Here is a 21004-nt window from a genome sequence, read left to right on the forward strand (position 1 = left end):
GCCACGGGTGGCGCCGACCGGGGACCGGCCTGATCAGGCTGGTCCCCGGTCGAGCACCGCGAATCCGGTGACGCGGGCATCGTTGGCGGGGTCCTGGACGTGCAGCCCGTCGCGCGAGTCGAAGGTGACGGGACCGGACGCGCTCTCGATCCGGTAGGTGCGGCGGCCCTCGCTGTCCCGTTGGTCGGTCTCAACGAAGCGGAAGAGCTGCCCCTCCGCCTCCGGGGCGCAGACGGCGACCACGAGGGTCGGCGGCCCGCCCGTGTCGCGGCGTACCCCCACGCACGAGTTGTCGGCGAAGGCGGTCCTGATCTGGTGACGGGCACCGGCCGGGACGGGGACGAAGACGCTGCGCTCGGTCAGCCGCACGTTACCGACGACCTTCCCGTCCGCCCCGACCACGAGGTACGCCGGTGGACCCGACTCCATCGCGATGGCGACCTTGCGCGTACCCGAGAAGACGCCGTCGCCCGACGGCGACGCCTCCTCCGCGGACGGTGACGCCGACGGGCTCGACGGCGACGACGGTGGCACCGTCGGGTTCGCGGCGGGCGTGCTGGGGACGTCCTGCGTCGGCGCCGCGCACGCCGATACGCCGAGCGTGAGGGCGGTGACGGTCGTGATGAGGCCGGTACGCAACACGAGTTCCTCCAGGGTGGTCGGTGGGAATGCTCTACCTGGGACACACCGCTGTGGTCCCGCCGATTGCACCCGGGTCAGGTGCAATCCGCGGCCGGCCCCGGGTGTGTCTGTGGTGGAGGACCCGCGACCACAGGAGGTGCCGTGCGAGGCGACCAGCCGGACGACCGTGCCGCCTTCGACCGGTTCTTCCAGACCTGCTACGGCCGGATCAGCGCGCAGATCCACGCGTATCTCGGCGACCGGGCCGAGGCCGAGGACGTGAGCCAGGAGGCGTTCCTGCGGGCCTGGCAGAAGTGGCGCGACATCTCCTCGTACGACGATCCGGTCGCGTGGGTGCGCCGGGTGGCCTGGAACCTCGCCACCAACCGGCTGCGTCGGCTCACCGTCGCGGCCCGCGCGTTACGCCGCCAGCCCGTCGTGCCGCCCGTACCGGCGGTCCAGCCGGACCACGTGGCGCTTGTCGCCGCCCTGCGTACGCTGCCCGAGCGGCAGCGCCGGGTGATCGTGCTGCACTACATCGCCGACCTGCCGACCGCCGAGATAGCCGCCAGCCTCGGCGTACCGCAGGGCACGGTGGTGTCGTGGCTGCACCGCGGCCGGGCGAAACTGGCGGAGCATCTGAGCGAAACGTCGAGCGGAGAGGCGGTCACGTCGTGACACCCCCGGAGCCGGATCCCGGTCGAGACGCCGTCGCCGGTTTCATGCTGCGGTCGTACGCCGACAGCGGCCACCTGTCGTTCGCCGCGCCCTCGGCCGACGTGATCGTGCGCCGGGCCCGGCGTCGTACCAGGACGAAGGTCGCGCTGTCCTTCGCCGCGGTGGTGGCGGTCGCCGCCGGGAGCATCGCGACGATCACCCGACTGGGTCCCGATCCGGACCGGGACCCACCGATCATCGGGCCCACCCCGACGCCGTCGGTGAGCGTCTCCCCCACGCCGGCGCCACCGCCCACACCGGCGACGACGTCGCCCTCGACACCACCACCCGACCGGCGGACCCCGTCGCGGTCGTCGTCACCGACCGGCACACCGAGCGCGACCGGCAGCGCTCCGACGCCGCTGAGCGTGCGCGGCGTCGACTGGGCGAACGCCACGATCACCATGACGGCGTCGGCGGGCGACGAGTGCCTGACCGGCAGGATCCGCTTCGTCGACGGCAGGGGCGGCCAGCCGGGCGACGCTCCGCACATCAGGATCTCGTCCTCGTACGACGAGGGCGGCGCGACGTTCGGCGACCTGAACGGTGACGGCCGCGACGAGGCGGTCGTGTACGGGTCCTGTCTGGCCGGCGCCGGCGACGAGGACGCCTCCGGTCAGGTCCTGGTCGTCACCGGGCGCAGCGGCCAACTGGTCGGCAGTTGGGTCGGGCCGGTGGCCGAGGTGGTCGACGACGTGGAGGTCACCGGCGGGCGGCTGGTCATCTCCTCGACCAAGAAGTACGCCGAGCCCGAGGTGCCGGTGGATCGCACCTATCGCTGGACGGGCACCCGCTACGCCCAGAGTTGAGCGACGGCGCCCACCCACGCCGAACAGGTCAGCCGGTTCGTTTCCCGCTGGTCTGGTCACTGTCGGTCTGCCAGGCCGCGGCGAGGTCCTCGCGGGCCCGGGCGACGCGGGAGCGGATGGTGCCGACCGGGCACTGGCAGACTTCTGCGGCCTCCGCGTAGGACAGGCCGAGCATCTGGGTGGCGACGAACGCCTCGCGCCGCTCCCGGCTCAGACCGGAGATCACCTGTTGGAGGGTGACACCCTCGTCGGCGCCGGCCGTGATCGCACCGGCCGCCTCGGCTGCCGCCTGCCAGTCCGGCACCGAGGCCAATCGTGGCCGGGCGACCGCCGCCCGGACGTGATCCACGGCGACGCGCCGCGCGATCGTGAACACCCAGGTACGTGCCGAGGAGCGGCCGGCGAAGCCGGGCAGGTTGCGAAATGCGCGCAGGAACGTCTCCTGGGTCAGATCGTCGGCCTCACCCGGCCCCGCCAGGTGCGACAGGAACCGCCAGACCTGGTCCTGCAGTGCCCGGACGAACGCCGTGGCGGCCTGCCGGTCGCCGCGGCCCGCCTCCTGCGCCCAGCGGGTCACCTGATCGTCGTCAGCGCCGCCGTTGCGCACAGACCACCGTCCTGGGTGCCACGGGCGCTCCTCCATACCGAAAGCCGTCGTCGGATCGCGCCGCTGAGCCGCGCACTCTGGTGGTCGGCGGCCGGTCCCGGAAAGTTCCCGGCACTCCCCGTTCGGCTGACACCGTCGCCCCCGCGGCGGGCGGGGGCCACGGCCGGCTGACGCGCGCCCCCGTCGGCCGCTCAGCCTCGGACCGGCTGGTCGCGGGTCTGCTCGGTGCTCTCCCGCCCGCGCGGCACCAGGTCCGGCATGCTCCAGGAACGCCAGAGCCGGCTGTACCCGCCGCCGGCCTCAAGCAACTCGGCATGCGTACCCTGTTCGGCGATGCGGCCGTGGTCCAGGACGACGATGCGGTCCGCGGTGGCCGCCTGGCTGAGTCGGTGGGCGACGATGAGCGTGGTCCGGCCCTCGGTGGCCGCGACGGCGGCGCGGTCGAGGTCGCGTGCGCCCGCGCTGCCCGCCTCCGCGGTGGCCTCGTCGAGGATCGCGACGGCGGGGTCGGCGAGGACGAGGCGGGCCAACGCGAGCTGCTGGGCCTGGGCCGAGGTGAGGCGTCGTCCGCCCTCCCCCACCAAGGTGGCGAGGCCCTCCGGCAGGGTACGCAGCCAGTCGGTGACACCGACCCGGTCGAGGGCGGCGGTCAACTCCGCGTCGGTGGCGTCCGGATCGGCCAGGCGCAGGTCGTCGGCGAGCGGCCCCGCGAAGACGTGCACCTCCTGGCTGATCAGCGCGATCTCGCGGCGGAGGCGGTGCTCACCGAGGTCCGCCAGCGGCACGCCGCGGAGGCGCACCGCGCCGTGGGTCGGCGCGATGATGCCGGCGACGATGCCGGCGAGCGTGCTCTTACCCGCCCCGCTCGCGCCGACGAGGGCGACGCGCTCACCGGGTGCCAGCCGCAGGGTGACGTCGCGCAGTACGACGGGTCCGTCGTCGTATCGGTGCTGCTCGACGACCACCTCCAGCGCGGCCGGCTCGGGTCTGGCTCGCTCGGGACGCTCGGGAGACGTGGTGGCCGGCAGGGTGGTGACGCCGACGAGGCGGGCGAGGCTCGCCCCGGCCTGCAGGACGGAGTCCGACTCGAACAGCAGCAGCCCGATGGGGTTGAAGAGGCGGTGGAAGTAGAGCGCTGCGGTGGTGGCGGCACCCACCGTGACGAGGTCGTCGCGGACCAGGAGGAACCCGGCGAGCAGCACGGCGGCGAGCCCCACGAACTCCGACCGGTTGATGCGCAGCCCGAACCGCGTGAACAGTCCGAAGATCTCCAGCGACAGGTCACGGGCCACGGCGGAGCGGCCCGCGATCCGTGCGACGTGGTCGTCCTCCATCCGGTAGGCGCGCACGGTCGCCGCGCCGCGCAGCGCCTCGGCCGTCGCCTGTGCGCGCTCGCCCGTCGCCACCCGTTCCCGGGCGTAGTACGGGATCGACCGCTTCAGGTACCAGCGCAGCGCCACCGCGTACGCCGGGGCGGCGGCCAGCCCGGCGATGCCGAGTCGCCAGTCGAGGGCGAAGAGCCCCAACGCGGTCAGCACGACGGACAGCAGCGCGCCGAGGAAGGCGGGACCACTGGTGGCGATCACGTTCGTCACGACGGCCACGTCGTCGCCGGCACGTGCCACCAGGTCCCCGGTCCCGGCCCGTTCCAGGGTGGCCGACGGCAGGTGCAGGGCACGGTCGAGCACCCGTTCCCGCAGCCGGGCCAGCACGGTCTCGCCGAGTCGGGCGGCGACCGCCGCTCCGACCGCGGTGAGGAGCCCCGCGAGCACCGCCGCGCCCGCGATCACACCCGCCCAGGCGACGATCCGCGGTGTGTCGGATCCGGCGATGACGTCGTCGACGAGGCGACCGAGCACCCAGGGGGCGACGAGCCCGGTCGCGGCGGCGGCGACCAGCAACGTGCCGGCGGTGACGCTGAGCCCCGGCAGGCGGCCCACCTCGCTATGGAGGGCCACCCAGGTCTGCCGAGCGGTGGCCGTCGGCAGCAGTTGCCGGCTTTCGATTGACGCGTCGGTCACCGCAGGACCTCCTCGCGGTAGCGGGTGTCGGTGGCGAGCAGCCTCTCGTGCGGACCCTCGGCGACGATCCGCCCCCGGTCGAGCACGGCGACCCGGTGCGTGGCGCGCAGCAGCGCCGGACTGGTGGTGATCAGCACGGTGCCGCGGTCCGCCGCGCCGCGAGCCGCGGCCAGGCCCTCGGCGAGCAGCCCCTCGGTCACCGCGTCAACGGCCGTGGTGGGGTTGTGCAGCACCAGCACCGGCGGGTCGGCGACGAGTGCCCTGGCCAGCCCGATCCGTTGCCGCTGCCCGCCGGACAGGTTCGCCCCCCGTTCGGTGAGCAGGCGGTCGAGCCCGTGCGGGTGCGCGGCGAGCACGTCCTCGGCGGCGGCGGCACGCACAGCCGACCGCAGGAGCGTGTCGTCGACGTGTGCCCCGGCGCTGAGGTTGGCGCGCAGGGTCCCCTCGAACAGTGCCACGTCGTGCTGCTCGACCAGGACGGCGGCGCGTACGGCGTCGATGTGCAGTTCGTCGGCGGGCACACCGTCGACGCACAGCGAGCCCTGGTAGTCCGGGCGGGACACACCGCCGGACAGGAGCGTGACAAGCGCCTCGGCGTCGCCCGGATCGTAGGCGAGCACGCCGAGAACCTCACCGGCGCGGACGTGCAGGCTGACGTCGTGCAGGCCGGCGTAGCGGACCCCGTCGAGGGTCAGCCGCGACGGGCTCGGGGCCGGCGGCCCGCCGCTACCCGGGCGGGTGGCCGGCGCGGCACCGAGAACCCGGGCGACCCGACCGGCGGAGGCCCGGGCCATGGCGAACAACTGCACGCAGTACCCGAGCGTCTGCACCGGTTCGGCGATGAACTGGGCCAGCCCGACGACGGCGACGAGTTCGCCGATGGTGAGCCGGCCCTGGAGCGCGAGCCAGCCCGCGACACCGGCGACCGCCGCGAGGAAGAGACCGTTGACCATGGTGGTGAGCCCGAGGTGCAGTCCCTTGGTGGTCGCGGCACGCAGGGTGACGTCGAGCGCGTGGCGGCTGGCGCCCGCGTACCGGCGTGCGGCATGGTCCTGGGCGCCGATGCCGCGCAGCACGCGCAGGCCGGTGACGAGGTCGACGGCGAGCGCGGTCGTGGCCGCGAGGGCTTCCTGCTGCGCGGTGCTGCGCCGGGTGAGCAGCGGCGCCATCCGTTGCAGGGCGACGACCAGCAGGGGTACGCCGATGAGCACCCCGAGCCCGAGTGGGATGTCGACGACGAGCAGCGCGACGGCCGCGACCACGATGGCGGTGAACGCCGCGGCGGTGAGCCCGGCGACCCGGACGACAAGCGCGCTCAGCTCGGCGTCGGAGGCCGTGACGGAGAGCAGCTCTCCGTCCCGCATGCCGGAACCGTGTCCGCGCGGGTCGAGGGCGCTGCGGACGATGTCGACGCGCGTGGCGTGCGCCTCGTGTTCGACCGCGGCGTACGCCAGCCGAGCGCCGGTGCGGTAGGCGAAGGCGAGGACGGTGAACAGGGCGGCCAGGCCGGCGAGCGAGAGCAGTAGCGCGCCGCCGTCCCCGGTGGCGACCGCACGATCGATGACGACGCCGATGGCGACCGGCACGAGGGCCTCGGCGGCCTGGTGTGTGCACAGCAGCGCGACGCCGAGAACGACCCGATTGCGCTGTCGACGGAGCGCGCGACGGAGCACCACACCACCGGTGATCTCGGCGGCTGTCATCGGCGGCTGTCCCGCTGTCGGGTCGGTGCGGTCATGGGCAACTCCGGGACGGCGGATTAGGGCAGGCTAACCTAACACGTCATCAACGTGGGCTTACCGGATGGCCCTCGAAACCGGTGTGCGCACCTAACGAATAGCTGACATGTGGCGACCAGGCTGACCGTCATGCGAAATGCGAACGTGAAGATGGTCGGCCTGGCGGTCCTGTTGCTGTCACTCGCGGCCTGCGGCGGCGACGCGGAGGGGCCGGGGCCGCAGGTGGCCGCGATCCCGGGCGCGACCGGGTCGGCGAGCGCCGGCCCGGCCGGTTCGACCGGCGGCGCTGACCGCCAGCTCCCCCTCGGCGCGAGCAAGCAGGAGATCGACCGCCTGTACGGCGCCTACTACGCCTGCTGGACGCAGCACGGCGTGCCCTCGGCTCCGGCGAAGGACGGAAACGGCGGCCCGCTCCTCAGCTACAAGATGGACGAGAAGAAGTACCAGCCGGCCGTGGACGCGTGTGCCGACAAGGAACCGCTGGGCGCTCCGGAACTCGACCCGCACCAGAACCCGAACTACGCCGACGACCTCCGCGAGCAACTGCAGTGCGTCCGGGACCACGGCCTGTCGATGGAGATCCGGCAGGGGGGCACCGACAACGCCAAGATCTGGGTCGCGCCGGAGACGAAGGCCAACCTCGAGAAGGCGAACAGCGACGAGGGCATGGAGATCCAGCGTCAGTGCGAGATCTCGGCCTTCACGCAGAAGTAGCCGACCGTGCGGACGAAACCCCTCATCATCACCATCACCTGCGGCGTGCTCGCGCTGGGCGGCGTGGTCTACGCCGTCCACGCCAGCGGCGACCGGGACTCCCCCGCCGCCCAGCCGGCCGCGTCCAGGGTGGCCACGGCCGAGGTGGTCCGGACCGACCTCTCCGACTACTGGACCGAGAGCGGCACGGTCGGCTACCGCAAGCAGCGCACCCTGCGCGGCGTCGCGCCCGGGGTGCTCACCTGGCTGCCCCAGCCGGGCAGCACCATCGCCCGAGGCGACATCCTGTATCGGGCCGGCGACCGACCGGTGACCCTCTTCTACGGGTCGTCGCCGATGTTCCGCGACATCGACGTGGTCGGCATGGTCGGCCGCGACGTCAAGGTGCTGGCCGACAACCTCCGGGCGCTCGACTACCGGATCGGGCCGCAACCCGCACCGGGAACCCGGGTCACCGTCCAGGGCGGGCCGACACCGGCCGCGAACGACCCGGGTGCGACCGGGGAGGCCACCACGCCGGATTCGACGCCGACAGCCTCCGGCACGAAGGCGTACCAGACCGTGTTGACCAGCCAGGACGCCGTGTTCACCGCATCGCTGAAGGACGCCGTACGGCGCTGGCAGGCGGCCAAGGGGATCCGTCCGGCCACCGGCACCGTGACACTCGGCGACATCCTGGTGCTGCCCGGCGCGGTGCGGGTGGGCGCGGCTTCGGCGCAGCTCGGCGACGACGCCACCGGCAACCTGATGGCGATCAGCGACAAGACCAAGGCGGTCACCGTCGAGATCGACGCGAGCCGGGCCGACGACCTCCGGGCGGGGCAGAAGGTGCAGATCACTCTCCCGGACAGCTCGCACGCCGGCGGCACCATCACCTCGGTGAGCAGCAACGTCCAGGCCAGCTCGTCGGACGGCGACAACCCGGGCGCGGAGGGTCCGAAGGTGCAGGTCGTCATCGCGGTGGACGATGCCTCGGCGATCCAGGACATCAGCTCGGCCGCCGTCGTGGTCCGGTTCACCGGCACCACCGCGCACGACGTACTCGCCGTCCCGGTCGGCGCCCTGCTCGCGCTCAGCGGCGGCGGCTACGGCGTCCAGATCTCCGACGGCGCCCTGACCGCGGTGAAGGTGGGCCTGTTCGCCGACGGCATGGTGCAGATCACCGGTACGGGCATCGCCGCCGGCACCCGGGTGGTGACGACGTCGTGAGCGCGGTGCTGGAGATCGACGGCGCCACCCGGCGCTACGGCGAGGACGTGACGGCGCTGCGCGACGTCTCGTTGCGGATCGACGCGGGCGAGTTCGTGGCCATCCTGGGGCCGTCCGGCTCGGGAAAGTCCACTCTCCTCAACATCATGGGCACGCTGGACCGGCCCACCGAGGGCCGGGTGCTGCTCGGCGGGCGGGACGTCACCACCATGTCCGACCGACAGCTGTCCAGCCTGCGCGGCCGCTGGCTGGGCTTCGTGTTCCAACAGTTCCATCTCACCGATGGGCTGAGCGCGACCGAGAACGTCGCGACCGGCCTGCTCTACGCCGGCGTGCACCGCCGGCACCGCCGGGCGCTGGCCCGGGCGGCACTGGAGCGGGTCGGTCTGGCCCACCGCGCCGACCACCACCCGCAGGCGCTCTCCGGCGGCGAACGCCAACGGGTGGCGATCGCCCGGGCGCTCGTCAACCGGCCCGCGCTGGTGTTGGCCGACGAGCCGACCGGGGCGCTCGACCTGGCCACCGGCTCGGCCGTGCTCGACCTGCTGACCGAGCTGAACCGGGAGGGGACCACGATCGCGCTGATCACCCACGATCACGAGGTGGCCGCCCGGGTGCCCCGACAGCTCCGCATCCTCGACGGCCGCCTGGTGTCCGACTCCGCGGCGGGCGGTGCGCCGGTATGAGGCGTACCCGTCACGCGGCGCGAGTGGACCGGGACGCCGCACCGGTACGGCTGGCCCCGGCCGACCTGATCGGTCTGGGCCTGCTCGGCATTCGGACGCGCACGGCGCGCGCCGCGCTGTCGGCGCTCGGCATCGCCATCGGCATCGCCACCCTGGTCCTGGTCACCGGAATTCCCGCGTCGAGCCAGCGGGCGCTCGAGGAGGAGCTGGCCGCCCTGGGCACCAACCGACTGCAGGTCACGCCGGCGCCCAACCGCGAACCACCGGTCCAGCTGCCCGTCGAGTCGGTGGACATGGTGTCCCGGATCGGGCCGGTGACGGTGGCGAGCGCGACCGCCGACTTCGGGCTGAACGTCGCCCGATCCGACCGGACCGGCCCGGGCGACTACAACGCGATCGCGGTCGTCGCCACCAGGACGAACCTGCTCGCGGCGATCGACGGCCGGGTACGCTCCGGCCGTTTCCTGGATTCCGCGATGGAACGCCTGCCGACCGTGGTCCTCGGCGCGGTCGCCGCCCAGCGGCTCGGCTTCACCGCCGTCGACCTCTCCCAGCCGATCCAGGTTCACCTCGGCGGGCAGCGGTTCAGCGTGATCGGCATCCTCGACCCGGTGCCACTCGCGCCCGAGATCGACCGTTCCGCGATGGTCGGCTGGGAGGCGGCCAACCACTGGCTGCGCTTCGACGGGCACCCGACCCGCATCTATGTGCAGACCACCGACGCCCAGGTGGTGGCGGTGCGCTCGGTCCTGGCCGCCACGGCCAACCCGGAGCATCCGAGCGACGTGCTGGTCAGTCGTCCCTCGGACGGGCTCGCCGCCAAGCAGGCGGTGCGGCAGACCTTCAGCTCGCTGCTGCTCGGGCTCGCCGGGATCGCGTTGCTCGTCGGCGGCATCGGGGTGGCGAACACGATGTACATCTCGGTGCTGGAGCGGCGCCGCGAAATCGGTCTACGCCGGGCCCTGGGCGCGAACCGGGGCCAGGTACGCATCCAGTTCGTGACCGAGTCGATCGTGCTCTCGGCCCTTGGCGGAGCAGCCGGGGTGGTGACCGGCACGGTGGCCGTCGCGGGCTATGCCACCCTCCAGCACTGGCCGGTGACCATCCCGACGGCAGCGGCCGCCGCCGGACTGGGAGGTGCGCTGGTCATCGGGGTGTTGGCGGGGGTCTATCCGGCGATGCGGGCGGCCTCGCTCGACCCCACCGAGTCACTGTCCAGCGTCTGAGCTGCCGTTAGGAATCTGTCAGGTCGGGCCGGAAATCGGTGCGGTGCCGCACCGGCGACCTATCATCGCCGGCATGTGTGCGATGGTCCTGGTCGCTGACGACGATCTGCGGCACGCGGAGGGAATCCGCCGCTATCTCGTGGCCGCCGGGCACGAGACGACCGTGGTGCACGACGGGCGCGCCGCGCTGGACGCCGCCCGCCGGGACCGGCCCGACCTGCTGATCCTGGACGTGATGATGCCGGGACTGGACGGCTTACAGGTGTGTCGCACGCTGCGACAGGAATCGGACGTACTGGTGCTCATGCTCACCGCGCGCAGCGCCGAGAGTGACCTGCTGCTCGGACTGGAACTCGGCGCCGACGACTACCTGGCCAAGCCGTTCAGCCCCCGGGAACTGGTGGCCCGCACCCGCACCCTGCTGCGCCGCGCGTCCCGCGGCACACCCGAGCCCACCGCCCGGAGCATCCGGCAGACCGGTCGGATCACCGTCGATCCGGTCGGGCACCACGTGACGGTCGACGGCGAGCGGATCGAGTGCACCCGCGGCGAGTTCGCCATCCTGGCCGCCATGTCCGAGCAGCCGGACCGGGTCTTCAGCCGCGCACAACTGCTGCACCACACCCGCGGCCTCGACCGCAGCTCGACCGAACGCACCATCGACGTCCACGTGATGAACCTGCGCCGCAAGATCGAAGACGACCCGAGACGTCCCCAGCAGTTGCTCACCGTGCACGGTGTGGGCTACAAGCTGGCTCCGGGTCCGACGCCGTGAGCAAGGACAGGGTGCCGCTGCGGCACAGTCTGGTGACCCGGCTGCTGGTCGCCTCCGTGGTGATCGCGCTGGCCGCGATCTCGGCCACCGCCTGGCTGGCGGCGACGACCACCACCCGCGCGATCAACTACGAGCAGGGCGGCGCCGTCGCCGACGAGAGGGCCGTCTACCAGGCGCTTGTCGGTTACGCGGCCACCCACGACGACTGGTCCGGCGCCGCCGACCTGGTGCACTCGCGCGCCGCCGAGCTGGGCCGGCGCATCACGCTGACCACCGACGACCACAAGATCATCCTTGACTCGCAGGCCGGCCCAGCGCTGGGCAACATCCGTCCTTCGGCCGTGGTGGATCCGCTCCAGGTCGACCTGGGCCTGACCGGCGGCGCCGAACACATCGACGAGCGAGCCGTCGGACCGTACATCGTGCCGCCCGAAGACCGGTACGTGCTCAGCGAGGTGGCCAAGAACGCCCTGAGCTGCTTCCACAAGGTGGGCTACGACGGTGTCATCCGGACCGCGAAGACCGGCCGCCCGAGCGTCGTCCTCACCACCGTCCGCGCCGAGGCCGAGCGGCCACTGACCCGGTCCGTGACGGAGGGCTGCGGGTTCGAACTCGACAGCCTGGTCAGTGCCGCCGAGAAGAAGGCACTCGAGACGCTGACCACGTTGACCGCCCGCTGTCTCAGCCTGGGCGACCGTGCCTCGCAGTTGCGCATCACGCCGTCCTTCACGGCGTACCTCGGCGATTCGGCGGTGGTCCGGACCGCGCACGAGGACACCGAGGTGAAGCCGCCGTCGCTGCTCACGCCGGCCGGGCCGGCCGGCGTCGTGCAGGGGTGCGTCGAATCAGGGCGCAGAACCCAACTCCGACCGTACGTGGCACCCCGCGCGCTGCTGTTCGTCACCGCGCCCGGCACCGGCCGCACCACGCTGAGCCTGTCCGGCGGCAGCATCGGACGGATCGTGGCGGTCACCGGTGCGGTCCTGCTCGCCACCGTCGCGGCGACCGTACTCGTCGGGCGGCGCCTGGTGCGGCCGCTGCGCGACCTCGCCGTCGCGGCCGAACTGCGCACACCCGCCCCGGTGTCCGGGCGCGACGAGATCGGCCGGTTGGCGCGCGCGTTGAACGACTCCGCGCAACGCCGGGAACGGGCCGAGGCGCAACGCCGCACCATGGTCAACGACGTGGCGCACGAGCTGCGGACCCCGCTCAGCAACATCCGCATCTGGCTGGAGGCGGCGCAGGACAACCTGGCGCCGACCGACGCCCAACTGCTGGCGCTGCTGCACGAGGAGGCGCTGCTGCTCCAGCACGTCATCGACGACCTCGGCGACCTGGCGGCCGCCGACGCGGGCACGCTGCGGATCGACCTGCGGCCGGCGGACCTGCGGGACGTGCTCACGCACGTGGTCGACAGCCATCGGGGCAGCGCGTTCGCGGCCGGGGTGCGCCTGGACCTCAGCGTCGTGGGAGATCCGGTCGTGCACGCCGATCAGGTGCGCCTACGACAGGTGGTCGGCAACCTGATCTCGAACGCCATCCGGCACACCCCGTCCGGCGGCTCGGTGACTGTCGACGCGAACGGCTCGACCATCTCCGTCCGGGACACCGGCAGCGGCATCGCCCCGGCCGACCTACCGAAGATCTTCGACCGGTTCTGGCGGGCCGACGAGTCGCGCAGCCGGGTGACGGGCGGCAGCGGGCTCGGTCTGGCGATCGCACGCCACCTGACCGAGGCACACGGCGGCACGATCGAGGTGCGGAGCGAGCCGGGCCGGGGCACACACGTCACCATCCGGCTGCCGGGCCTCGGCGGTTGAAGCGGCGGTTCCGCCGCCAACCGCCAAGGCCACAGCACTGACCGGGGTTCGGGTCAGCGGACCACCCCGATACCGGTGAACGACCTGTCGTACGCGGTGAACGACTGGTTGTTGTGCGGCGCGTAGATCCAGGTCCGCAGCGAGTTGGCGGCGGTGTCGACCTCGACCAGGCGGACCGGGTTGGTGCTGTTGGAGTGGAACGTCTGGAGGAACGAGTAGATCTTGTTGCCGTGGACTCCGGTGTCGACCCGGTTGCCGGCGATGCCGGTGTGACCGGAGAAGACGAACCGGATGTTGGCGTACTGCTTGACCAGGTTGTCGAAGAGATACTGCGGGCTGGTCTCGCCGTAGCCGGCGCTCTGCTCGATATTGCCGTTGCCGTCGATGTAGTCGTGGGTGACGACGATGACGTTGTGCCGGGGATTGGCGGCGACGACGCTTCTGGCCCAGTTCACGGCCGCGACCCGGGGCCACAGCTCCAGGGTCAGCACCATCCACTGCACGCCGCCGGCCTCGAAGGTCGAGTAGGAGTTGTCGACCTTGCCAGCCTCGAACTGTCCCCGGACCGCCCGGTACTGGCTGACCGTGAAGTACTGGTTGAACACGGTGGTGTCGCGCAGCAGTTCGCGGGTGTGGGCGGGGTCGCGGGCGGAGCCGCCGACGCCGGTGGCCTGGGTGTCGTGGTTGCCCAGTGCCAGCGCGTACGGGATGGCGGCGTTCTCGATCGGCCGCATCGCGGTGCGGGCGATGACGTACTGCGAGTGGTCGGGGGTGTCCCAGTTGACCACGTCACCGGAGGAGGTCACGAAGCGAAGGTCCAGCGCGGACCGGTTCTGCACCAGCCAGTTCGTGCGGTTGAGGAAGCGGGTGTCGCTACCGTTGAGCACCTCCTGCTGGGTGTCCGGCAGGACGGCGAAGCTGAACGTCGTGTCGGTGGCGCCGGCGGTCTCCATCCGCGCGTACGCGATGTGGACGTTGCGGTCGCAGGCGTCGTCCCGGAAGTCGTTGACGAACTGGACCTGCACGGTGTGCTGGCCGGCGCCGACCGCCGCGCCGACCGGGTACGTGCCGTAACTCGTCGCGCTGACGATCGTGGTCTGGCCGACACTGACGCCGTCGACGCTCACCCGTACGGTCGGCCAGCCCTGGCAGTTGTCACCGATGGCCCCGATCAGTACCCGCCCGGAGCCGTTGACGCTCGTGGTGGCGTAATGGGAATTGCTCCACAGCGACGCGTGCGTTCCGGAGGCGGGCACCGGGGTGCCGGTCGCCGGTCGGATCGCACCGCCCACGACGCTGAACTGGGAGGGCGCGGCGGCGTGTGCCGTACCGCCGACGAATGGTCCCCCCGCCACGGCGACCGCCACCGCCGCGGCCATCGCCACGAACCTTGACCTGAATCTTCTGATACGCACCGCTGGTCCTCTCCTGCCGACATACGCCCAAAAACTGGACATTCGCAGCCTAGAGAGGATCGGGACGACACATGTGAATGTTTGGAAACCATCCTGAGTACAGGTGCTGCACTCTGCGAGGCCGGCGCCGCCCTACCGCGACGTGCCGCCGCGACGGCCCGCGCCGGCCGTGGAGGGCCGGTGCGCGATGCGGGGAGCCCGGACCGCCGAGGAGGTGCCGGACCCCGGGCGGAAGTCGCGGGCCGCGCTGGCCACCATCTCGTCGGGGTCGCGGGCGAGCGCCTGCCGGATGTGCGGCGGAACGAGCTCGCTCGTGGCCATGGCCAGGCGTACCTGAACCGAGCGGTCGTCGAGCAGCAGCGCCAGGTCCGCCTCACCCAGCTCGACGGCACGCACCAGCGCGGCGCGGACGTCGACCACCGGGTCCGCGGCGAGCGCGCTGCGCTGCGCGGCGGTGGTCCGCGGGTTGCGGGCAACCCCCTTGCGTACGCGTGCGGTGCGATCGGCCAACAGGGCGGTGATCACATCGGGGTCGTGGGTGTGCGTGGCGAGGCGTTCGCGTACCTCGGGTGACACGTCGTCGATCAGCCGGGCGGCCAACTCCGGCTCCAGCTCACGACTCTCCGCGAGGAGACCGCGAAGCTCCTTGTCCGACGCCTCGGACATGACCCGGCGGATCGACTCGTCACAGGCGGGGTTGCCGGCGACCGCCCAGCGGATCCACCGGTCGGCGTCCTTGACCAGACGCATGAGGTTGGCGATCGAGGCGGAGGGGTTCCTCGCCACGGCCTCCCGTACCTGACGATCATGGTCTCGGGTCAGCGGACGCAGGGCCTGTGCGGGCGCGTCGGCCCGAGCGGCGACCGCCTTGCGGACCACGGCCGACGGATCGGACGCCAGGTCGATAAGCGTCATCTGCGGCGTGTTGGGGTCCTGAGCGAGGGCGAGCCGTGCGTCCGCGCTGCCACCGATCGGACGGTGGTCGGCGACGTCGGACCCGCTGTGACGGTCGGGCTCGCCGACGTCCTGCTGTTTCCCCATGGCGCAATCATGTCACGCGCCCCCGGACCCCTCAGGAGCCGACCGCGTCCGGTCCGGCGGGGGCGGGCGCGGAGGTGACCCGAGCGGGTAGTCGCAGGCCGGACATGCCGCCATCCACCGGGAGCGACGACCCGGTCACCGACCCGGTCGCCGGCGAAGCGAGGTAGACGACGGCGGCGGCCACCTCCTCGGCGGTCACCAGCCGCCCCGTTGGCTGGCGGGACGCGAGGTGCCGCTTCTCCGCCGTCGGGTCGGCCGCGCCGGCGAGCAGGCGGGCCACCCAGGGCGTGTCCACGGTGCCGGGGGCGACACAGTTGACCCGGACCCCCTCGGTCACCAGGTCGGCGGCCATGGCGAGGGTGAGGGCGTGCACGGCGCCCTTCGACGCCGAGTACAGGGCGCGTTGGGGCAGGCCGACGGTCGCCGCGATCGAGGAGATGTTGACGATCGCCGCGGCCGACGACCGGCGCAGGTACGGCAGCGCGACGGCGCTCGTCCGGGCCACGCCGGTGACGTTGACGTCGAGCACCCGGCTCCACCGCTCGTCGTCGTCGTCCTCCACCGTGCCCACGGCGGAGATGGCGGCGTTGTTGACCAGGATGTCGATGCCGCCGAAGGTGTCGGCGACCGAGGCGACGGCCGCGTCGAGGGAGGACCGGTCGGCCACGTCCGCGCGGACGCCGTGCACGCGAGGGTCCTCGGGGAGACCCGACAGATCCAGATCCAGCACGCCCACCCGGGCGCCGGCGGCCAGGAACGCCCGCACGCAGGCGTGGCCGATCCCCGAACCACCTCCGGTCACCACCGCCACCAGACCGTCACACCGCATGCCGCTCTCCCCTCCCGAATAGTCCTCCGCGTCGACAGGCACCGCCATCAGGCAGCTCTCAGCGTGCTGCGCTGCCGGCCGAGGCCCTCGATCTCGACCTCCATCACGTCGCCGCCGGCCAGGTACGGGAACCGGCCGGAGAGCGCCACGCCCTGCGGGGTACCGGTGTTGATGACGTCGCCCGGGTCCAGGACGGTGTACTGGGACAGGTGCCAGACCAGGTACGCCACGTCGAAGATCATGTCCTTCGTGCTGGAGTCCTGGCGGGGCTCACCGTTGACCCAGGAGCGCAGCCGCAACGCCTGCGGGTCGTCGATCTCGTCGGCGGTGACCAGCCACGGGCCGAGCGGTTGGAACGTCTCGCAGGACTTGCCCTTCGACCACTGACCCCCCGAGACGGCGAGCTGGAAGTCCCGCTCGGAGACGTCGTTGGACAGCACGTACCCGGCGATGTGCCCGAGAGCGTCGGCCGGCGAGGCGAGGTAGCGGGCCTGCCGACCGATCACCACCGCCAACTCCACCTCCCAGTCGGTCTTCGTCGAGCCACGCGGAATCAGAACGTCGTCGTGGGGGCCGACGACCGTGTTGGGCGCCTTGTAGAAGATGATCGGGTCGGTGGGTGGCTCGGCACCCGACTCGGCGGCGTGCGCGGCGTAGTTCTGGCCGACGCAGAGGACCACACCGGGACGGGCGATCGGCGCGCCGACCCGCTGACCGGAGACGTCGATCTCGGGCAGGTCGGTGGCCTCGCGGACGCGCCGGATGCCGTCGCCGCCGAGGAACTCCGCATCGATGTCGGCGGTCAGCGACGAGAGGTCGAGGTGCCGCCCGTCGACGTACAGGACAGGGCGTTCCCGCCCGACGGGCCCGACTCGCATGAATCTCACGAACCATCCTCCGGTGCCTGGTGGCGGCAGAGCCGTTTCCGATAGGATCTTGCTCGCCAGTGTGTACTCGCTCACACCAACACAGTCAAGGCGGGTCGACACCGCCATGCGGATAGCCCTCTTCATCACCTGCGTCAACGACATCGCCTATCCCGCCACCGGCATCGCGGTCACCCGCATCCTGCGCCGGCTCGGCCACACCGTCGACTTCCCGACGGGCCAGACCTGTTGCGGGCAGATGCACGCCAACACGGGCTACCGGGCCGAGGCGATGCCGATGGTGCGCAACTACGTCGACGTCTTCGACGCGTACGACGCCGTCGTCGTGCCGTCCGGTTCGTGCACCGCGATGATCCGCGACCAGTACCCGCGGCTGCACCCGCCGGCCACGTCGGTGGCCGCCCGCACCTACGAGCTGTCCGAGCTGCTCGTCGACGTCCTCGGCGTCACCGACGTCGGCGCCGAGTTCCCGGAAACGGTGACCTACCACCCCACCTGCCACGGCCTGCGGCTGCTCCGGCTGGGTGACCGGCCCCTGCGACTCCTGCGTCAGGTGCGCGGGATCCGGCTGGTCGAGCTGGCCGACGCCGAGGAGTGCTGCGGTTTCGGCGGCACCTTCGCCCTGAAGAACCCGGACGTGTCCACCGCGATGCTCACCGACAAGTGCGCCCGGGTCGGCGAGACCGGAGCACGGGTGCTCGCCGCCGCCGACAACTCCTGCCTGGCGCACATCGGGGGCGGCCTCGACCGCCACCGCTCCGGCGTACGGGCCCTGCACTACGCCGAGATCCTCGCCGCGACGGGGGCCAACTCGTGACCAGGCCGGTCGCACCGGCCACCGGCGACGGGCGGATCCGCACGCCGCTGCCCTTTCCCACCGCGGCGAAGCCGGCCGTCGCCGACACGCAACTGCGGGCCAACCTGCACCGGGCCACCCGCACCATCCGCGGCAAGCGCGCCCGGGTCGTCGACGAGGTGCCCGACTGGGAGGCTCTGCGCGACGCCGGCGCCGCGATCAAGGCGGACGTCCAACGGCGATTGCCGGAGTTGCTGGAGCAGTTCGAGGCGTCCGCCACCGCCGCCGGCGCCACCGTGCACTGGGCCCGGGACGCGGCCGAGGCCTGCCGGATCGTGGTCGAGCTGACCCGGGCCACCGGGGCCGACGAGGTCGTGAAGGTCAAGTCGATGGCCACCCAGGAGATCGAGCTCAACGAGGCCCTGGAGGCGGCCGGGATCACCGCGTACGAGACCGACCTGGCGGAGCTGATCGTGCAGCTCGGCGACGACACCCCCTCGCACATCCTGGTGCCGGCGATCCACTACAACCGGACACAGATCCGGGAGATCTTCCAGCGTCGCATGCCCGACGCGCCGGCCGACCTCAGCGACGAGCCGGCCGCCCTGGCCGAGGTGGCGCGCGCCCACCTGCGGCGACGGTTCCTCTCGGCCCGGGTCGCCGTGTCCGGCGCCAACTTCGCCATTGCCGACACCGGCACGCTCGTGGTGGTGGAGTCCGAGGGCAACGGGCGGATGTGCCTCACCCTCCCGGAGACGCTGATCAGCGTTGTGGGCGTCGAGAAGCTGCTGCCGACCTTCACCGACCTGGAGGTCTTCCTGCAACTGCTCCCGCGGTCCTCGACCGGTGAGCGGATGAACCCGTACACCTCGATGTGGACGGGCGTCGCCCCCGGCGACGGCCCGCAGGCCGTACACGTCGTCCTTGTCGACAATGGCCGGTCCGCGGTGCTCGCCGACCCGGTCGGGCGGCCGGCGCTGTCCTGCATCCGCTGCTCCGCGTGCCTCAACGTCTGCCCGGTGTACGAGCGGGCCGGCGGGCACGCGTACGGCTCGGTGTACCCGGGGCCGATCGGCGCGATCCTGTCGCCCCAGTTGACCGGGGTGGCCGACAACGCGTCCCTGCCGTACGCGTCGACGCTCTGCGGCGCCTGTTACGACGTGTGCCCCGTGAAGATCAACATTCCGGAGATCCTGGTCCACCTCCGCCAGCAGGCGCCGCACCCACTCGCGGAACGGGCCGCCATGCGCGTCCTGTCCTGGGTGATGCGCAGCCCTCGACGCTGGGCCGCCGCCCTGCGGCTGGCCCGCACGGGCGCGGGTCCACTCGGCGCGTACCGCGAACGACGCACCGGCGCTCGAACGCTGCGCCGGCTGCCCTGGCCCGCCTCGGCGTGGACCCGTTCGCGGGACCTGCCGCTGCCCGCACCGCAGACCTTCCGGGAGTGGTGGGAGCAGCAGTGAACGCGCGCGACGAGATCCTGGCGCGGCTCCGGACGGCCCTGGCCGACAACCCGCCACCGGTGGCGGTGCCCCGCCGATACCGTCGGACCGACGACCGCTCCGACCTGGTCGAGGTTTTCGTCGACCGGCTGGAGGACTACCGGGCGACGGTCCACCGGGGCCTCGGCGCCCTGGCCGGGCTGCTGGCCGAGGTGGACCGGCTCGCCGTCCCCACCGATGTGCCCGCCGACTGGTTGGCCGGCTGTGCCGGGCAGGTGCGGCGCGACGCTCCCCCACTCGCACCGGCCGAGCTCGACGCCATGGACGCGGTCCTGACCGGTTGCGCAGTGGCGGTCGCCGACACGGGCACCATCATCCTCGACGCCGGCCCGACGCAGGGGCGGCGAGCGCTCACCCTGGTGCCCGACCGGCACATCTGTGTCGTCCGCGCTGACCAGGTCGTCGGCCTGCTACCGGAGGCGCTGACCCGCCTCGACGCACGCGCACCCCAGACCTGGATCTCCGGCCCGTCCGCGACCAGCGACATCGAGCTCAACCGGGTGGAGGGGGTGCACGGCCCCCGCCGACTGGAGGTCGTGCTGGTCGGTGTCGACGACGACCTCCCGGAGCACTGACGTCCTCGGCCGGGTCAGCATCGACGGCACCCCGGTCGACACCGTGCCGGTCGGGCGCGGCAGTGTCAACCGACGTCGAGGGGGACCTGTCGAGCGCGGGAGTCGGGACGGCCAGCGAGGATGCCGGCAAGGATCTCCGCGCCGTCGACCACCCTCGGGCCGGGGCGGTTGAAGTAGGCAGGCCCGTCGACCACCCACACCTGCCCCTGACGAACCGCGGGCAGGTCCGCCCAGGCGGGTTGCGCGGCCGCCACCGACAGCTCGTCGAAGGTGCGCTCGGGCGTGAACCCGCACGGCCCGAACACCACCACCTCGGGAGCCAGGTCGGCGACCACCGACCACCGCTGCGGGGTGCTGTGCGCGCCCGGCCCGAGCAGCAGCGACCGCCCACCCGCATAGGCGATCTGCTCCGGCACCCAGTGCCCGCCGGGCATCAACGGGTCGAGCCACTCGACGAACAGCACCGTCGGCGCGCCGGTCACCGGTCCCGGCAACGCGGCGAGGCGACGCCCGGCGTCGGCTCGGATCTCCACCGCCCTGCCCTCGGTGTCCGTCAGCGCGGCCACGGCATCAACCGTGTCCAGGATCCCGTCGATGGTCCGCGCCTCCAGGGACACCACCCTGGTGTCGAGATCGATCAGGCGAACCGCGTCGTTGACCCGCTCGTAGGAGACCGCGCACACATCGCACAGATCCTGGGTCAGGATCAGATCCGGTTTCAGGGCCTCCAGCATCGCGACGTCGAGCTGGTACAGCGATGATCCCCGGTGCGCGTCACCAGCGATCGCCGCCGAGATCTCCCGGCTCGTCAGGGCCTCCGGCAGGGAGGTCGCCGTCACCGCCGGGATGTCGGCCAGGGTCCCCGGCGGCCAGTCACACTCGTGGGTACGCCCGACCAGATGCCCGGTCAGGCCGAGCATGGCCACGATGTCCGTGGCCGCCGGCAGCAGGGAGACGATGCGCACACCCGCCTGCCTACCAGGCGCGACGTGCCACGTCCACTTCCCGGCAGCGA

The 21004-nt window shown here is 72.4% G+C and carries 20 protein-coding genes; 11 read left to right on the forward strand and 9 right to left on the reverse strand.

The genetic code is table 11. The features are described 5' to 3' along the window. Positions 1-33: 33 nt before the first annotated feature. Positions 34-642 (reverse strand): hypothetical protein, encoded by a 609-nt coding sequence (locus AB0C01_RS12430; RefSeq protein WP_357571099.1) that lies wholly within the window; start codon positions 640-642, stop codon positions 34-36. Positions 643-783: 141 nt separating this feature from the next. Here AB0C01_RS12430 and AB0C01_RS12435 point away from each other — a divergent pair, with 141 nt between their 5' ends. Together AB0C01_RS12435 and AB0C01_RS12440 are read left to right on the forward strand one after the other, a co-directional pair. After that, complete coding sequence (locus tag AB0C01_RS12435; protein WP_357250206.1) at positions 784-1299, forward strand: SigE family RNA polymerase sigma factor; 516 nt, start codon at positions 784-786, stop codon at positions 1297-1299. Beyond that, positions 1296-2147: a hypothetical protein gene (locus tag AB0C01_RS12440; RefSeq protein ID WP_357571101.1), complete on the forward strand. Its 852-nt coding sequence runs from the start codon at positions 1296-1298 to the stop codon at positions 2145-2147. The genes AB0C01_RS12435 and AB0C01_RS12440 overlap by 4 nt, the downstream gene beginning before the upstream one ends. 28 nt (positions 2148-2175) lie before the next feature. On the opposite strand, the gene AB0C01_RS12445 is transcribed toward AB0C01_RS12440, so the two are convergent. The 3 genes from AB0C01_RS12445 to AB0C01_RS12455 form a co-directional block, all read right to left on the reverse strand. Further along, a complete protein-coding gene (locus tag AB0C01_RS12445) occupies positions 2176-2754 on the reverse strand; it encodes a sigma-70 family RNA polymerase sigma factor (protein WP_357571102.1) in 579 nt (192 codons plus the stop codon). A 191-nt stretch (positions 2755-2945) separates the two neighbouring features. After that, a complete protein-coding gene (locus tag AB0C01_RS12450) occupies positions 2946-4775 on the reverse strand; it encodes an ABC transporter ATP-binding protein (RefSeq protein ID WP_357571104.1) in 1830 nt (609 codons plus the stop codon). Further along, positions 4772-6478: an ABC transporter ATP-binding protein gene (locus AB0C01_RS12455; RefSeq protein WP_357571105.1), complete on the reverse strand. Its 1707-nt coding sequence runs from the start codon at positions 6476-6478 to the stop codon at positions 4772-4774. The genes AB0C01_RS12450 and AB0C01_RS12455 overlap by 4 nt, the downstream gene beginning before the upstream one ends. Before the next feature lie 165 nt (positions 6479-6643). Here AB0C01_RS12455 and AB0C01_RS12460 point away from each other — a divergent pair, with 165 nt between their 5' ends. The 6 genes from AB0C01_RS12460 (at position 6644) to AB0C01_RS12485 (ending at position 12944) form a co-directional block, all read left to right on the forward strand. Then, on the forward strand, positions 6644-7228 hold the full coding sequence (locus AB0C01_RS12460) for a hypothetical protein (RefSeq protein WP_357250219.1): 585 nt from the start codon (positions 6644-6646) through the stop codon (positions 7226-7228). Between the two features lie 6 nt (positions 7229-7234). Continuing rightward, entirely contained in the window at positions 7235-8437 is a 1203-nt protein-coding gene (locus tag AB0C01_RS12465; RefSeq protein ID WP_357250222.1) for an efflux RND transporter periplasmic adaptor subunit, read from the forward strand. After that, positions 8434-9123, forward strand: coding sequence for an ABC transporter ATP-binding protein (locus AB0C01_RS12470; RefSeq protein ID WP_357250224.1), 690 nt, complete (start codon positions 8434-8436; stop codon positions 9121-9123). Before AB0C01_RS12465 ends, AB0C01_RS12470 begins: the two co-directional genes overlap by 4 nt. Continuing rightward, positions 9120-10349, forward strand: a complete 1230-nt coding sequence (locus tag AB0C01_RS12475) for an ABC transporter permease (RefSeq protein ID WP_357571106.1) — start codon at positions 9120-9122, stop codon at positions 10347-10349. Before AB0C01_RS12470 ends, AB0C01_RS12475 begins: the two co-directional genes overlap by 4 nt. Positions 10350-10422: 73 nt before the next feature. Further along, positions 10423-11124, forward strand: a complete 702-nt coding sequence (locus AB0C01_RS12480; RefSeq protein ID WP_357571107.1) for a response regulator transcription factor — start codon at positions 10423-10425, stop codon at positions 11122-11124. After that, the gene (locus AB0C01_RS12485) at positions 11121-12944 is read left to right on the forward strand and encodes a HAMP domain-containing sensor histidine kinase (RefSeq protein WP_357250233.1); all 1824 of its coding nucleotides are present in this window, start codon (positions 11121-11123) and stop codon (positions 12942-12944) included. Before AB0C01_RS12480 ends, AB0C01_RS12485 begins: the two co-directional genes overlap by 4 nt. Before the next feature lie 53 nt (positions 12945-12997). Here AB0C01_RS12485 and AB0C01_RS12490 read toward each other — a convergent pair whose 3' ends face one another. From AB0C01_RS12490 to AB0C01_RS12505, 4 genes are all read right to left on the reverse strand, one after another. Continuing rightward, positions 12998-14323 carry a carbohydrate-binding domain-containing protein gene (locus tag AB0C01_RS12490; RefSeq protein WP_357250236.1) on the reverse strand — a complete coding sequence of 442 codons (1326 nt, stop codon included), beginning with the start codon at positions 14321-14323 and terminating at the stop codon, positions 12998-13000. Between the two features lie 168 nt (positions 14324-14491). Then, complete coding sequence (locus AB0C01_RS12495; protein ID WP_357250239.1) at positions 14492-15400, reverse strand: hypothetical protein; 909 nt, start codon at positions 15398-15400, stop codon at positions 14492-14494. Positions 15401-15431: 31 nt separating this feature from the next. Then, positions 15432-16277 carry an SDR family oxidoreductase gene (locus AB0C01_RS12500; protein WP_357250241.1) on the reverse strand — a complete coding sequence of 282 codons (846 nt, stop codon included), beginning with the start codon at positions 16275-16277 and terminating at the stop codon, positions 15432-15434. Then, entirely contained in the window at positions 16277-17116 is an 840-nt protein-coding gene (locus AB0C01_RS12505; RefSeq protein ID WP_357250244.1) for a fumarylacetoacetate hydrolase family protein, read from the reverse strand. Before AB0C01_RS12505 ends, AB0C01_RS12500 begins: the two co-directional genes overlap by 1 nt. Before the next feature lie 106 nt (positions 17117-17222). Between AB0C01_RS12505 and AB0C01_RS12510 the strand changes: the two genes are divergently transcribed. From AB0C01_RS12510 to AB0C01_RS12520, 3 genes are read left to right on the forward strand one after another with little or no spacing between them, the layout of a single operon-like run. Further along, positions 17223-17933 (forward strand): (Fe-S)-binding protein, encoded by a 711-nt coding sequence (locus tag AB0C01_RS12510; RefSeq protein ID WP_357250247.1) that lies wholly within the window; start codon positions 17223-17225, stop codon positions 17931-17933. Next, complete coding sequence (locus AB0C01_RS12515) at positions 17930-19375, forward strand: LutB/LldF family L-lactate oxidation iron-sulfur protein (RefSeq protein ID WP_357250250.1); 1446 nt, start codon at positions 17930-17932, stop codon at positions 19373-19375. Before AB0C01_RS12510 ends, AB0C01_RS12515 begins: the two co-directional genes overlap by 4 nt. Further along, positions 19372-19989, forward strand: a complete 618-nt coding sequence (locus AB0C01_RS12520; RefSeq protein WP_357250253.1) for an LUD domain-containing protein — start codon at positions 19372-19374, stop codon at positions 19987-19989. The genes AB0C01_RS12515 and AB0C01_RS12520 overlap by 4 nt, the downstream gene beginning before the upstream one ends. 65 nt (positions 19990-20054) lie before the next feature. Here AB0C01_RS12520 and AB0C01_RS12525 read toward each other — a convergent pair whose 3' ends face one another. After that, positions 20055-20954: an ABC transporter substrate-binding protein gene (locus tag AB0C01_RS12525; protein ID WP_357250256.1), complete on the reverse strand. Its 900-nt coding sequence runs from the start codon at positions 20952-20954 to the stop codon at positions 20055-20057. Between the last annotated feature and the right edge of the window lie 50 nt (positions 20955-21004).

Origin of the sequence: Micromonospora sp. NPDC048905, from assembly GCF_040649655.1 — a bacterium.
Classification (GTDB): domain Bacteria; phylum Actinomycetota; class Actinomycetes; order Mycobacteriales; family Micromonosporaceae; genus Micromonospora.

Excerpts from the sequence above, each read along its gene's own strand:
- AB0C01_RS12490 (WP_357250236.1), bottom strand. The coding sequence starts at position 14,323 with ATGGCCGCGGCGGTGGCGGTCGCCGTGGCGGGGGGACCATTCGTCGGC.
- AB0C01_RS12500 (WP_357250241.1), bottom strand. The coding sequence starts at position 16,277 with ATGGCGGTGCCTGTCGACGCGGAGGACTATTCGGGAGGGGAGAGCGGC.
- AB0C01_RS12475 (WP_357571106.1), top strand. The coding sequence starts at position 9,120 with ATGAGGCGTACCCGTCACGCGGCGCGAGTGGACCGGGACGCCGCACCG.
- AB0C01_RS12455 (WP_357571105.1), bottom strand. The coding sequence starts at position 6,478 with ATGACAGCCGCCGAGATCACCGGTGGTGTGGTGCTCCGTCGCGCGCTC.
- AB0C01_RS12480 (WP_357571107.1), top strand. The coding sequence starts at position 10,423 with ATGTGTGCGATGGTCCTGGTCGCTGACGACGATCTGCGGCACGCGGAG.
- AB0C01_RS12495 (WP_357250239.1), bottom strand. The coding sequence starts at position 15,400 with ATGGGGAAACAGCAGGACGTCGGCGAGCCCGACCGTCACAGCGGGTCC.
- AB0C01_RS12510 (WP_357250247.1), top strand. The coding sequence starts at position 17,223 with ATGCGGATAGCCCTCTTCATCACCTGCGTCAACGACATCGCCTATCCC.
- AB0C01_RS12460 (WP_357250219.1), top strand. The coding sequence starts at position 6,644 with ATGCGAAATGCGAACGTGAAGATGGTCGGCCTGGCGGTCCTGTTGCTG.